Source organism: Bradyrhizobium sp. SUTN9-2 (assembly GCF_003122645.1).
Taxonomy (GTDB): domain Bacteria; phylum Pseudomonadota; class Alphaproteobacteria; order Rhizobiales; family Xanthobacteraceae; genus Bradyrhizobium; species Bradyrhizobium yuanmingense.
The window spans coordinates 6343623-6357447 of the sequence record NZ_LAXE01000001.1 but is presented as its reverse complement, the minus strand read 5'-3'; the positions used below and the strand labels follow the sequence as shown (position 1 = coordinate 6357447).

The 13825-nt window shown below is 62.1% G+C and carries 13 protein-coding genes and 1 tRNA gene; 10 read left to right on the top strand and 4 right to left on the bottom strand.

The annotated features are described in order from the left end of the window. A partial coding sequence (locus tag XF30_RS39560; RefSeq protein ID WP_502696145.1) for an MFS transporter occupies positions 1-509 on the top strand: 509 nt, incomplete at its 5' end. A gap of 107 nt (positions 510-616) precedes the next feature. On the opposite strand, the gene XF30_RS29405 is transcribed toward XF30_RS39560, so the two are convergent. Next, positions 617-2395 (bottom strand): acyl-CoA dehydrogenase family protein, encoded by a 1779-nt coding sequence (locus XF30_RS29405; RefSeq protein ID WP_109144610.1) that lies wholly within the window; start codon positions 2393-2395, stop codon positions 617-619. Between the two features lie 243 nt (positions 2396-2638). On the opposite strand from XF30_RS29405, the gene XF30_RS29400 reads away from it, so the two are divergent. Then, positions 2639-2713: transfer RNA gene (locus XF30_RS29400), tRNA-Gln, on the top strand. Between the two features lie 220 nt (positions 2714-2933). Further along, the gene (locus XF30_RS29395) at positions 2934-3275 is read left to right on the top strand and encodes a 5-carboxymethyl-2-hydroxymuconate Delta-isomerase (RefSeq protein ID WP_036004140.1); all 342 of its coding nucleotides are present in this window, start codon (positions 2934-2936) and stop codon (positions 3273-3275) included. A 28-nt stretch (positions 3276-3303) separates the two neighbouring features. On the opposite strand, the gene XF30_RS29390 is transcribed toward XF30_RS29395, so the two are convergent. From XF30_RS29390 to XF30_RS29380, 3 genes are read right to left on the bottom strand one after another with little or no spacing between them, the layout of a single operon-like run. After that, entirely contained in the window at positions 3304-4098 is a 795-nt protein-coding gene (locus XF30_RS29390) for an IclR family transcriptional regulator domain-containing protein (RefSeq protein ID WP_109144609.1), read from the bottom strand. A 60-nt stretch (positions 4099-4158) separates the two neighbouring features. Continuing rightward, a complete protein-coding gene (locus tag XF30_RS29385; protein WP_109144608.1) occupies positions 4159-5397 on the bottom strand; it encodes an NAD(P)/FAD-dependent oxidoreductase in 1239 nt (412 codons plus the stop codon). Continuing rightward, entirely contained in the window at positions 5394-5717 is a 324-nt protein-coding gene (locus XF30_RS29380) for a 2Fe-2S iron-sulfur cluster-binding protein (protein WP_109144607.1), read from the bottom strand. The genes XF30_RS29385 and XF30_RS29380 overlap by 4 nt, the downstream gene beginning before the upstream one ends. A 217-nt stretch (positions 5718-5934) precedes the next feature. Between XF30_RS29380 and XF30_RS29375 the strand changes: the two genes are divergently transcribed. The 7 genes from XF30_RS29375 (at position 5935) to XF30_RS29350 (ending at position 13816) form a co-directional block, all read left to right on the top strand. Further along, positions 5935-7620, top strand: coding sequence for an amidohydrolase (locus tag XF30_RS29375; RefSeq protein WP_109145895.1), 1686 nt, complete (start codon positions 5935-5937; stop codon positions 7618-7620). Positions 7621-7676: 56 nt separating this feature from the next. Beyond that, positions 7677-9035, top strand: coding sequence for an aromatic ring-hydroxylating dioxygenase subunit alpha (locus tag XF30_RS29370; protein ID WP_036004148.1), 1359 nt, complete (start codon positions 7677-7679; stop codon positions 9033-9035). A 33-nt stretch (positions 9036-9068) separates the two neighbouring features. Further along, on the top strand, positions 9069-10511 hold the full coding sequence (locus XF30_RS29365; protein WP_109145894.1) for a glutamine synthetase family protein: 1443 nt from the start codon (positions 9069-9071) through the stop codon (positions 10509-10511). Positions 10512-10593: 82 nt separating this feature from the next. Beyond that, on the top strand, positions 10594-11718 hold the full coding sequence (locus tag XF30_RS29360; RefSeq protein WP_244609041.1) for an ABC transporter substrate-binding protein: 1125 nt from the start codon (positions 10594-10596) through the stop codon (positions 11716-11718). Positions 11719-11782: 64 nt separating this feature from the next. Continuing rightward, on the top strand, positions 11783-11941 hold the full coding sequence (locus tag XF30_RS38275) for a hypothetical protein (protein WP_157783994.1): 159 nt from the start codon (positions 11783-11785) through the stop codon (positions 11939-11941). Continuing rightward, positions 11941-12810 carry a branched-chain amino acid ABC transporter permease gene (locus tag XF30_RS29355; protein ID WP_109144605.1) on the top strand — a complete coding sequence of 290 codons (870 nt, stop codon included), beginning with the start codon at positions 11941-11943 and terminating at the stop codon, positions 12808-12810. Before XF30_RS38275 ends, XF30_RS29355 begins: the two co-directional genes overlap by 1 nt. 16 nt (positions 12811-12826) lie before the next feature. Next, on the top strand, positions 12827-13816 hold the full coding sequence (locus tag XF30_RS29350; protein WP_109144604.1) for a branched-chain amino acid ABC transporter permease: 990 nt from the start codon (positions 12827-12829) through the stop codon (positions 13814-13816). Positions 13817-13825 lie beyond the last annotated feature (9 nt).

The following is a 13825-nucleotide window of genomic DNA, read 5'->3' as shown; positions in this document are numbered from 1 at the left end:
AGATGGGTTTCATCGTCCACCAGGTGACGTTTCTCGAGCCGCTGATCGGCCGCTCCGCCGCAGGGCTTGCCGTCACGATCATGGCGGCGATGGCGATCGTCGGGCGCCTCTCGCTCGGCCTGTTCGTCGACCGGCTCGATGCCCGGCTCGCCTGTGCGGTTTCGATGACGAGCCAGGCGGCTGCGCTGTTCGTGGCTCTGCAAAGCACGAGCCCGACCGTGCTGCTGGCCTGCTGCGCCGTCTACGGCTTCTCGATGGGGAACATGATCACGTTCCCGCCCTTGATCATCCAGCGCGAGATCGGTGCTTCGGCCTTCGCGACCGCGGTGGGCTTGGGCACCTCGATCAGCGGCATCGTCAGCGCCTTCGGCCCCGGTGTCGTCGGTCTCGTGCGGAGCGTTACGGGCAATTACACGACGGCGTTTGCGATCTGCGTGGTGCTCGATCTCGCCGCGGCGGGCGTGGTGCTGTGGCGGCCGGGGAGAAGGGCTCAGGTCGCAGCTTTGTAGCCCGGATGGAGCGCAGCGCACTCCGGGACCGCTGTATCCGCGGTGAGACTTTCCCGGATTTCGCTACGCTCCATCCGGGCTACGATGTCGCGTTTGCGGCGCTCACCTTACCCCAGCAGCGCCGCATCCGCCGCTGCGACCGATTCCGCGCTCTCGGTCACGGTGCGCTCGAGCGCGCCCGCCTGCACCGCGATGTTCTCGGCGAAGAAGCGCGCCAGCGCGACGTAGCGTGGCGCGTCGCCAAGGCCTTCGGCCTTGGCGGCGAGCGCCTCGGAGGCGAGCAGGCAGCCGCCGAGCGTGGAGCCGAATTGCTGCAGATAGGGCGTCGCCCCCGCAAGCGCGTCGTTCGGCGCGGAGGCAACGCGCTCCAGCAGCCATTTGCTGGTGCGCGTGAGCGCCTCCAGCGCCTCGCGCAGCTTGGTGCCGGTGGTGCCGAAGGCGGGATCGTTGGAGGCCTCCACCTGCTTGACGGTCGCCGAGAGCTCGTCGAGCAGCGCCCACACCGACGCGCCGCCATTGGCAGCTAACTTGCGCGTGACGAGATCGATCGCCTGGATGCCGTTGGTGCCCTCGTAGATCGCGGTGATGCGGGCATCGCGGTAGTGCTGGGCCGCGCCGGTCTCCTCGATGAAGCCCATGCCGCCATGCACCTGCACGCCGAGATAGGCGACCTCGTTGCCGATATCGGTGGAATAGGCCTTGGCCATCGGCGTCAGCAACGCCGCGCGTGCGGCGGCTTCAGCGCGCACCGCCGGATCCTTGGCGCGGGTCGAGACGTCGATCGCGACAGCCGTCGCATAGCAGATGGTGCGGGCGGCCGCGGTCTGGGCCCGCATCCGCATCAGCATGCGCTTGACGTCGGGATGCACGAAGATCGCATCCGAGCCGTCGCCTTTCTTGCCTACCGCGCGGCCTTGGCGGCGCTCCTGCGCATACGACAGGGCCTGCTGGTAGGCCCGGTCGGCAACGCCGACGCCCTCCAGGCCGACGCCGAGGCGGGCCTGGTTCATCATCGTGAACATGCAGCGCATGCCCTGGTTCTCTTCGCCGATCAGATAGCCGATGGCGCCGCCATGATCGCCCATGGTCATGGTGCACGTCGGCGAGGCATGCATGCCGAGCTTGTGCTCGACGCCGCTCGCATAGATGTCGTTGCGCGGCCCCAGCGAGCCGTCCGCGTTGACCATGAACTTCGGCACCAGGAACAGCGAGATCCCCTTGGTGCCGGCGGGTGCATCGGGCAGACGCGCGAGCACGAAATGCACGATGTTGTCGGTCATGTCGTGCTCGCCATACGTGATGAAGATCTTCGTCCCCTTGATGCGATAGGTGCCGTCCGCCTGCTTTTCGGCGCGGGTGCGCAGCGCGCCGACGTCGGAGCCGGCCTGCGGCTCGGTCAGCTGCATCGTCCCGGTCCATTCGCCGGAGACGAGCTTTTTGAGATAGATCTGCTTCAGCTCGTCGCTGCCGTGGGCGTCCAGCGCCTCGATCGCCGACGCCGTCAGCAGCGGGCAAAGGCCGAAGGCGACGTTGGCCGCGCTCCAGATCTCGGTGCAGGCGGCGTTGATGGCGAGCGGCAGGCCCTGGCCGCCGAAATCTTCCGGGCCGGACACCGCATTCCAGCCGCCCTCGGTCCAGCGCTTGTAGGCGTCAGGCCAGCCCGGCGCGGTCGTGACCTTGGCGCCCTCGAGCTTGATGCCGTGCTCGTCGCCGACCTTGTTGAGCGGCGCCAGCACGTCGGATGCGAACTTGCCGGCTTCCTCCAGCACGGCCGCGGCAATGTCGGCGTCGAAATCGCCGTAATGGCCGGCCTCCAGGGCGGCCTTGAGGCCCGCGCCATGGTTGAGCGACAGCAGCATGTCAGAAATCGGCGCGCGGTAGGTCATGGCTCACTCCCCGAGAACAAATATTGGCGCCGTATTCCCATGAAACGGGAGCGGTCTCAACTGCCGGGACGCCGGATGGGCTGGCCGGAACGGGCAGGGCCGTCGGAGCCCAGAATAGAGTGTCGGCCGCCGGGCCCTTTTTGCCCCTCCAGGCGGTTGAAATGCCGCGCCGCTCCCTATAGACCGGCTGCGACCGACGGGAATCTGCGGGTGCCGGTTCTGCCCGTTCCGTTCGTCGTCTGTTGGGGCGTAGCCAAGCGGTAAGGCAGCGGATTTTGATTCCGCCATTCGGAGGTTCGATCCCTCCCGCCCCAGCCAGATCTTCCGCCCAGCCTGAAATCACCCACGGACCCGGCCCGGCTGGGGAGCTGCTGCACAGCTCTGCGCTGCACAGGGCGTTTCTCGGCAAAGATTCCGCCGACCGGGCCTTCCCCATGCGAACCATGACCCGCCGCGACAAAGATGGCGACGTTGAGGGGCGAACGGTCTACGACGGTGAGGTCATCTCATGAACGCCACCTAAAACGAGAACAACGTCATGCCGCACTTGGTGATCGAATATTCGGAAGGGGCGCTCGCTCGCGACGACGTAACAGGCTTGATGGAAGCGCTCTTTGAAGCCGCTTGGCGAACGGGTATCATGAAGGCGGAGGACGTCAAGGTGCGCGCGTGCGTCTACAACGATTTCCTGGTTGCCGGGAAGCGTGACAGCTTCGTGCATCTGTCTGTCTATTTGCTCGAAGGTCGATCGCCCGACCAGAAGGTCGAGCTGAGTACGAGCCTTCGACGGACGATGACAGAGCGATGCCCGGATGTGGCCAGCATAAGCGTGGATGTCCGTGACATGGACCCGGTCGCCTACAAGAAACGGCTAAAATGACGGGTGCTCGCCAAAAGACGGCAGCTTCTCAGACGAGCAGGGGCTGCGCGGCGAGGGACATCTCCTTGAGGAGAGGCAGGAAGCGATCGATCATCTCACCGGTCGTGATGCGATCGACATGAGCGCCGATATTTGCGGCCGCGATGACGGCGCCATCGTAGCGGCGAATTGGCACCGATATCGACCGAAAGCCCTCTTCGGCTTCCTGATCGACAAGGCTATACCCTTTGGTGCGGTCGGCAATGATCGTCGCAATCACTGCCGATTTGTCGACCAGCGTCGACTGGGTCAGAGCCGCCAGCTTCATGCCGTCGACCGTTCTCGTCAGCTCGTCGTTTGCCAATCTGCCCAGCAGAACGCGTCCCACCGACGTGCAGAAAGCCGGCAGCCGATATCCTATGTCCAGTCCGGTCGAAAATACCCGCGCCGGACTCGAGCGGGCGATGAAAACGACCTCTTCGCCATCCAGGACCGCAAGGGAGCAGACCTCCCTGGCCTTGCCGGCGACCTCGTCCATCAACGGCTGCATCACGGTGCTGATTTGGTTCGACGCCAAATAGGCCGAAGCCAAAAGCAGCACTCTGGGCGTTAGCGAAAACAACCGCTCGTTGCCCGCGACGAATCCGGATTTTACGAGGGTCATCAGAATCCGGCGCACCGTCGCCCGCGGAAGATTCGCGCTCTTGGAGAGGTCGCTGAGGGTCATTGGACGGCGATCGATACCGAACGACTGTATCACGCGAAGACCCCGATCCAGGGTCTCGATGAACTCGCTGCCCTCCCGCGCCTTTTCCTCTTCTTCCGTACGCTTCAGCCTCGGCATTCTATTGGGCGGTCCCTCTCAGTGGCCTCTCGAAAGCGAGAACCATCACAAATCCGCGCGCTAGGCGCCAGCCTTGTCTCCGGCTGTCACCAGGGATTTGAGGTCAAAGGAAGAGTCTGCGGCTTGCTCCGGTGCAGGGGAGATTTCCGCCGCAATCAGGCGTCGGGCTGCCATTTGCTCGCCTGGCCGGTTGACGCTGTCCACCGCGACCAATCGGCCCTGGCGATAGTAGAAGACCGAGAATCTTCCGTCGTCGACCGAACCTCGGACCGCCTGCCGATCATATCGTCCGGCCAGCCCGACGATCTGCAGCTTGACGTCATATTGGTCGGACCAGAACCTCGGCACATTCTCATAGGGCGCTCGAGCGCCGGCGATCGCCAGTCCAGCGGCCTTCGCTTGATCCTGGGCGTTTTGCACCGATTCCAATCTCACCCAGCTTTCGCAAAAGCGGTTGAAGTGGTTGGCGCAGTCACCGGCCGCGAAAATGTCCGATGTTTCGCATTGTCCGTGCGCGTCAACGACAATTCCATTCGTGCATCTAAGCCCCGCCGAGCGCGCGATCTCGTCATTGGCGACACCACCAATCCCCACCAGCACCAGGTCGGCGTGGACAACGGCACCGTTGCCCAGCACGACAGCGGAAACTTTTCGATCGTTTCCTTTGAAGGAAGCAACCGTTTCGTCGAGCATCACGTCGACGCCAGCCCGCAAATGCGTATCAAGAAGAAAGGTCGACAAGACCGGCGAGACGGCACGTTCAAGCAGGCGGCTGCTCGCTTCCACGACGGTGACCTTCTTGCCCAGCTTTGCCGCGGAGGCCGCAACTTCCAGCCCTATGAAGCCGCCGCCGACGATGACAATCTCCGCAGCATTGGCCAGACCTGCCTTCAGGTCGATCGCATCGGTCACCGAACGCAGATAGAAAATTCCATCGAAGTCCGCGCCCTCAACCGCGATGCGCCGCGCGCGCGAGCCCGTGGCGAAGAGGAGTTTTTCAAACTTCAAAGCGTTGCCGCCGGCCAGAGTGACCTGTCGCGCGTGCAAATCGAGCAGCGTGGCGCGCTGCCCAAGAACGAGATTGATCTGCTTGCCTTCGAAGAAAGTCTCGTCGCGCAAGATCAGATTTTGCTCGCTGATGCGCCCGAGAAGGAAGTCCTTGGATAGCGGCGGCCTCTGATAGGGCAGCCACTCTTCGTCGCACACAATGGTGATGGGCTGAGAATAGCCGGCGTCACGAGCCGTGAGAGCGGCTTGAACCCCGGCATATGATGCGCCGATGATGACCAGCCCTGTCATGATTGCCTCGCCGGCACATGGACCACCAGCTCGTCGAGAGGGGCGGGCACCTTCAACTGGCAACTCAGCCGACTGTTCGGCTTTCGCTCTCCCGAGACGGCGGACAGCAACTCGAGCTCTTCTTCGCTCGGCTGAGGGAGAGAGCTTGCTTGTTCTTCATCGACGTAGACGTGACAGGTCGCGCAATCGAGGCAGCCGCCGCATTCGCCGTCGATGCCGTGAATACCGTTGCGGACGGCCGCGAGCATCACGCTCACGTCGGGTCCGACCTCGATGGATTTTCCGCTGCCGTCCTGCTGGACAAATCTCACTCGCGGCATCCGACCTCCGTTTCCTAAGTTTGTTCGATGTGAGAACATAAGTTCGTTAAACGGTTACAGCAGTTCTGGCGGACCCTCAATCCCGACCTGTTGGCCGCCGCTGCGGTTCCATTAGGCAACTTATGCGGAAATATTTTGCTTGCTTGCGCGTCACATTGGAGTCATTCTGAACGATATCGAACTAATGTTCGACTACCGAACGACAGGGCAGGATGCAATGAAGCTGACGACAGCGATCGTGGGAGTGGTGCTGACATCAGGCGCGGCGTTTGCCCAGCAGCAGGAGGCCAATGCTCCCTCGCTTGCCTTGATCAACGGCAAGATTCTCACCATGGACGGTCAGTCAAAGGTTGCGGAAGCGCTTGCCGTTCGCGACGGAAGAATCTTGGCCGTAGGAGACGCGGCGACGATCAAGGCGTTGGCCGGAAATCGCACCCGCACGATCGACTTGCAGGGCAAGACTGTCGTTCCCGGGCTGATCGACACGCACGCGCATTTCAAGGCTGCCGGTCTGTCCGACTACGTCGTCAACATGAGCGGCGCCAAGACTGTTGCGGATGCCCTCGCAAGCATCAAGCAGTTCGTGGCGAAGAAAAAGCCCGGCGAGTGGATCATCGGAAGCGCCTGGCATCCCCCGTCACAGCTCGCGGAAAAGCGTTACCTGACACGCCAGGAAATCGACGGCGTCGCGCCGAACAATCCGGTCTATCTCCGGACCGTTGGCCACTTCTCGATGGCCAATTCGATGGCGCTCGAGAAGGCCGGCGTAACCAAGGCCACGCCAAACCCAAGCGGCGGATCGTTTGAGCGCGACAGTGCCGGTGACCTGACCGGCGTTCTGGTCGAGACGGCGATCGATCAGGTCGAAAAGACCGTTCCGGAGTGGACGGCGGACGACGAGTTTCGCCAATTCAAGCTCGCGGAAGGTGTGCTGAACTCGTTCGGGATCACCAGCGCCGTAGAAGGGGCCACCTCGCCCAGGGACATCGCGGCCCTGCAGCGCGTGGCGCAGGCCGGTGAAGCAACGCTACGGGTCGGTCTCATGTGGCGCCCGGAGCCCCCCGCCGAGAACGCGGCCTGGGAGGCCATCATGCGAGGCAACGGCGCCTCCTCCGGCTTTGGCGATGACTGGCTGAAGTTCGCCGGAATCAAGATCCTTTACGATGGCGGCATGACGCTCAAGACGGCGCTCATGCGCGAGGCCTATCCAGACTCGCATGATGGCTACCACGGCATTGCCCAGCAATCGCCGCAACGCCTCAAGGATCTGGTGTCCATTTGCAATCGCCACAATTGGCGCGTGGGTGTCCATGCCGTCGGCGACAAGGGCATCGACCACGTCCTTGATGCATTCGAAGCGGCCGACAAGGAGAAATCGATCAAGGATCGGCGTTTCGTCCTGATCCATGGAAGCTTGATAGTGCCCGAGCAAATGGAGCGCGCAAAGCGCCTCGGTGTCAGAGTCGACCTCCAGAACGTTTTCATGTGGGACAAGGCGGCCACCGTCGAGCGCTTCCTGGGTGCGGCGGTCGCCAATCGGGCCGTGCCCACGAAAACTCTCATCGAGAAGGTGGGGCTGAACAGCCTCGGCGCAGGCACCGACTTCCCGGTGAACACGATCAATCCCTTCATCAACATCTACGTCATGGTAACCCGCAAGGATCTCGCCGGACGCGTTTATGGAGCGAACGAAGCCGTCAGCCGCGAGCAGGCGCTGCGCCTCTACACCAGCGCGGCATCGCACTATATGTTCGAAGAGAACGAGAAGGGGACGATCGAGGCCGGAAAACTCGCGGACCTGACCGTGTTGTCGGCGGACCTCATGACGGTCCCCGAGGAGCAGATCAAAGACATCAAAGCCGACCTGACGATCGTCGGCGGCAAGATCGTGTTTCAGCGTTAGTCTGCGTCCCGATAGCATGAGGACGCATCTCGAAGCCGAGAGAGGAGATCCAAGTCATGATGAGCCAAGAGCAGAACGACCTCATTACCCGCATCGGACCGAAGGCGCCTGCGGGAAAGCTGATGCGGATGTATTGGCAGCCTGCTGCGCTCGTCGACGAACTCGCGGAGGGGCGCCCCATCAAGGCCGTCAAGCTTCTCGGCGAGAACTTCGTTCTGTTCAAGGACGAAACGGGGCGCTATGGCCTGCTCGATCGCGACTGCCCGCATCGGGGCGCCGACCTTGCCTTCGGCCGGCTCGAGAACGGTGGCCTGCGCTGCGCCTTCCACGGGTGGCTGTTCGACGTCACGGGACAGTGTCTCGAGACGCCCGCCGAGCCTGCAAACTCCTCGCTCTGCAAAAATATCAAGCAGCGGTCCTACCCCGTCGTGGAGAAGGGTGGAATCCTGTGGGCGTATTTGGGTGAAGGCGAGCCGCCCGCGTTTCCGGAGATCGACTGCTTCGCGGCGCCGGACGAATACACCTTCGCCTTCAAGGGCCTGATCGAATGCAATTGGCTGCAGGCGCTGGAAGTCGGCATCGACCCGGCCCACGCATCGTTCCTTCACCGGTTCTTCGAGGATGAGGATACATCGGCGGCCTATGGCAAGCAGTTTCGCGGTGCGTCGGCCGACTCGGAAATGCCCATGACGAAGGTCCTGCGCGAGTACGACCGGCCGATCATCAACGTCGAGCACACCGAATACGGCCTGCGGCTCATCGCCTTGCGAGAAATCGACGAGCAGCGCACCCACGTTCGCGTCACCAACCAGCTATTCCCGCATGCGTTCGTCATTCCGATGAGCACGGAGATGACGATTACCCAGTGGCATGTGCCCGTCGACGACGTGAATTGCTATTGGTATGCGATTTTCACCAGCTACGCCGCGCCCGTCGACAAGGCGAAAATGCGCGCGCAGCGCCTCGAGCTTTACGAGTTGCCGGAATACCGCTCGCGGAAGAACAAGTCGAACGACTACGGCTTCGACCCGCACGAGCAGGCGACCGAGACTTACACCGGCATGGGCGCGGACATCAACGTCCACGACCAGTGGGCCGTCGAGTCGATGGGCGCTATTCAGGACCGGACGCGTGAGCATCTCGGCCAATCCGACAAGGCGATCATTCAGTACCGCCGGCTGCTTCGCCAGGAGATCGAGAAGGTGGCCTCCGGGGGCAAGCCGCTGTTGTTCCTCGACGCTGCCAGCGCGCGCAGCATCCAGGGGCCGGCCACAATGGACGGCATCGGTCCGACGAAGGGCTGGGAAACCTACTGGATGGAAGTGGACGTCAAGCGTCGTCGGGGCGCTCCCTGGGCCGCGCCGGTGCCCGCCGAGCTCGCCAAGAAGGTGCCTCACCTGACCGCCGCCGAATAAGCCGGGCCGCCCAGCTCAGCAAAGGAGATGTCGTTGAGTTTCGTCGAAAAGCACGGTCTCTGGTCGGCCGAACAGAAGGAGGCTGCCATCCGCATGCGGCGGATGGCGGAGGAGCAGGAGTTGCATACGATCCGGCTCTCCTTTCCGGACCAGCACGGCATCTTGCGCGGCAAGGCGCTGGTCGCTTCCGAGGCGCTCTCGTCGATCGAGAGCGGTTGCTCGATAACGACGACATTGCTCGCGAAAGATACCTCTCACCGCACGGTGTTTCCCGTCTTCACCGCCGGCGGCGGGTTCGGGATGCACGAGATGCAGGGGGGAGGCGACATCTTGATGGTCGCTGATCCCGCCACCTTCAAGGTTCTCCCCTGGGCATCAAAAACCGGGTGGGTGCTTTGCGACCTCTACTTCTCCGATGGACGACCCGTGCCCTTCGCCTCCAGGGGCCTGTATCAATCCGTGCTGGGGCAGCTCAAAGACCGGGGCTATGATTTCAAAGCGGGCCTCGAGGTCGAATGCCACATCTTCAGAGTCGAGAATCCCCGACTGGCGCCTTGGGACGCCGGCAGTCCCGGCCAACCGGGTGAGCCTCCGGAGGTCAGCCTGCTTTCGCAGGGCTATCAGTACCTGACGGAGCAACGTTACGACCAGATGGAGCCTGCGCTCGAGCTGATCAGGCAAAACATCGTGGCGCTGGGCTTGCCGCTTCGGTCGATCGAGTTGGAGTACGGGCCGAGCCAGTGCGAGTTCGTGTTCCAGCCCACCGTCGGCATTGAGCCGGCGGACACCATGGTGCTGTTTCGTACGGCAGTGAAGCAGATCTGCAACCGCCACGGCTATCACGCGACCTTCATGTGCCGGCCGCGGATACCGAACGTGATGTCATCGGGGTGGCACCTTCACCAATCGCTGGTCTCCCGAACAGACGGCGTCAACGCGTTCATGACCAGCGAACCGGCCGGCCTGTCGAACCTTGGCAAGCACTATATGGCCGGGCTGCTGGAGCATGCCAGGGCATCCGCGGTCTTCTCGACGCCGACGATCAATGGCTACAAGCGCTACCGTTCCTATTCGCTGGCTCCGGATCGGGCGATCTGGGGACGCGACAACAGGGGCGTCATGATCCGCGTGCTGGGCGGTCCCGACGATAAGGCCACCCGGCTCGAAAACAGGATCGGCGAGCCGGCCGCAAACCCCTATCTTTACATGGCGTCGCAGATTCTGGCCGGCCTCAACGGCATTGATCGCCAGCTCGATCCCGGTCCGTCGGCGGACACCCCCTACGAGACCAAGGCGAACCTCCTGCCGACCTCCTTGCGCGAGGCGGTGTTCGCGTTGCGCGATGACCCCTTCTTCCGCGAGGCTCTGGGAGAGAAATTCGTCGACTACTACGTTTTCATCAAGAACGCGGAAATCGAGCGCTTCCAATCGACGGTCACCGAGTGGGAGCAGCGAGAATATTTCGAAATGTTCTGAAACAGCATCACCGAAGCGGGAGAAGAGAGATATGAGCTTGAGGTTTGGACTTGTTGGGGCCGTCGCGATTGCCACTGCCTGGATGTCGCCGGCGCAGTGCGACACCATCAAGGTGGGGATCATCGGCACCATGTCCGGTCCGTATGCCTTGTTCGGCCAGAACTTCAAGTACGGCATTGACGCCTGGGTGGCCAAGCATGGATCGAAAGTGGGCGATCATCAGATCGAGTTTGTCTATCGCGACGAAGAATCGCCGAACCCCGCCAAGTCGAAATCATTGGCTCAGGAGTTGATCGTCAAGGAGAAGGTTCAGTACATCGCGGGACTGTACTTCACTCCGGACGCCCTGGCCGTCGCTCCACTTCTCGAGGAAGCGAAGGTGCCTATGATCGTCATGAACGCCGCGACGTCCGCGATCGTCGAGAAGAGCCCCTACATCGTGCGGACGTCCTTTACGATGTGGCAGAACACGGTCCCCGCGGCGAAGGTGGCGAAGGCCAGAGCGGCCAAGAAGGTGGCGATCGCCGTCAGCGATTACGGCCCCGGCATCGATGCCGAAGCAGCCTTCAAAAAGACGTTCGAGGCGGATGGAGGCACCATCGTCCAATCGATCAGGATGCCGCTCAATACCACCGATTTCGGCCCGATCATGCAAAGGATCAAGGATTCCGGCGCAGACATGATCTTCACGTTCTTGCCGGCCGGTCCACCAACCCTGGGGTTCGTCAAGGCCTATATCGACAACGGGCTGAAAGCGTCTGGCGTGAAGTTGTTGTCCACGGGTGATGTCGTGACCGAGCCCGATCTTCCGACTATCGGTGACAACGGCGAAGGCATCCTGTCGACTTACCACTACGCGGTCTCGCACGACTCTCCGGAGAACAAGACCTTCCTGGCCGATCTGATCAAGGCCGGTGCCAAGCCTGACGACATCACCATGGCGTCGGTCGCGGCCTATGACGGTGCTCGGCTCATCTACAAGATGGTTGAGGCCACCAACGGCCAAAAGGATCCGGACAAAGCCCTTGCGGCCGTGAAGGGCATGAAATGGGTCAGTCCGCGTGGCCCCGTGTCGATCGACCCGGATACCCGGCATATTCGTCAGAACGTTTATCTGCGCGAAGTCGTGAAGCAGGACGGCAAGCTCCTCAACAAGGAACTGCAAACGTTCGATGCGCAGCCGGACTGGGGCCTGGCGAAGAACTAGGGCGGATCGCTCGCGATGTAAATCTCGCGAGCAATCTCTTCATCGTGTCGGAGAAGGGCCCGGAATGAGTGGTCGGTCGCAGTCTATTCGCTTCGTCAACGGTCGCATCTATCGCGATGCCAGCGACCGGATGATACCCGGCTTGACGGACGCGCACATCCACCTGTTCGGGCTGGCTGCCGAGCGGCTCCAGATCCGAAAAGCCGCGGAAGCATTCAACTAATGGCGTGGACGGGTCTCAGCATCGGGCTAGATGCCCTCTCGTACGGCATGGTGCTTTTCATCATCTCCATCGGCCTATCCATCATGATGGGCCTGATGAGGGTAGTGAACCTCGCTCATGGCGCATTTGCGATGATCGGGGGATATCTCGCGTCTTTTGCGCTCAAGAACGCGGGAGTTGGATATCCACTCGCGATTGTCCTGGCGGTCCTCGGCACCATCGCGATCGCCTTTCCACTCGAATTTCTTCTCTACCGCCGGATTTATCGCAAGTCCGATGAGCTGACCCAGATATTGCTCACGATCGGCATCGCGTTCGTCATCATTGGCGTTGCCAACTACATTCTTGGCCCGACAACCAAATCCATTCCGCTGCCTCCGCTGCTGAGCGGTCCCGTCGATCTCGGCTTCCGAATGATCCCGGCTCATCGGATTTTCGTGATGATTTGCGGAGTGTGCACCGCGGGCTTGCTCTGGCTACTGATCGACCGCACCGAGTTTGGGATCCGGCTGCGTGCCGCGGTCGACAACGGTGACATGGCCGAGTCGCTCGGAATCAAGACGCAGATCCTTTTTTCCGCGACCTTCGCGCTTGCGGTCGGCCTGGCGGCGTTCGGGGGCGTGGTGGGCGCCGAACTGTTGCCCGTCGAACCTTTTTACGCGCTCAGATATATGGTGACGTTCCTTGTCGTCGTCTCGGTCGGCGGGGCAGGATCGATCCCGGGCGCCGTGGCGGCATCGATATTGCTTGGCCTCGCGGACACGACCGGCAAGTATCTTGCACCCGAATATGGTGAGTTCTTCTTCTATCTTGCAGTCATCCTGGTCGTGTTTCTGTTCCCGAACGGCCTTTTGGGCAGGAGGCACTGACGTGACCGATCGAGCCATGGTCGATGGCGTGAGCCCGCCGCGTTTTTCCGTGCCGCTTGAGCTGCGCGCTGTCGCAATCACGCTGGCGCTCGGAGTGCTCGGCTACACGCTTTTTCCGGAGGACCTCGCGTTTCTGACGCGACTGATCAGCATCACGCTTCTGGTGCTGTCGCTCGATCTGGTCACGGGGTATTGCGGTGTCGCCACCCTGGGGCATGCGGCGATCTATGGTGTGAGCGCCTACGTCGTGGGTAACGCCTGCCTTGCCGGACATTCCGACCCCCTGCTGTTGTTGCTCGTGGGGGCGGTGGCCGGTGCCGTGATGGGGCTGGTCTCAGGCGTCCTTGTCACGAGGTTCAAGGGCCTCCCCCAGCTCGTGCTATCCATTGCCGTCGGACAGCTCGTCGCGGCGCTGGCCAACAAACTGTCCAGCCTGACGGGCGGAAGCGACGGATTGTCCGGCATTTCGCCTGGACGAGTCTTCGGGGTCTACGCGTTCGACATGTACGGTCGCACCGGCTACGTGTTCTCCGTTGCGGTGCTCATGGTCGTGTTCGTGGTGCTGCTTCGAATCGTGCACTCTCCGTTCGGCCTGCTTTGTCAGGCAATCAAGGATGACAGCCTGCGAGCTCGGATGATCGGTGCCCGCGTGTATCCCCGGCTCGTGCTGATGTATGGCGTGTCGGGGGTTGTTGGCGGAATTGGTGGTGCTCTCAATGCCATCAATACGGGCGTCGTGGGACTGGATAGCATCGGATTTGAGCGGTCGGCTGAAGCTCTCGTCATGCTGGTCCTGGGTGGCGCAGGCAGTCTCTGGGGCGCGCTGATCGGATCCATCGTCTTTCAAGTGTTCGAGCACTACGTCTCGGCTGCGAATCCATTCCATTGGATGACCATGGTCGGTGCGTTGCTGATCGCGGTCGTTTTGTTCGCCCCGAAAGGCCTGGTGTCCCTTGGAGGCTTGCTTGCTGGTCGCACCGCCTCGGTGATGAGGAGGCGCCCGTGAGCCGGCCGC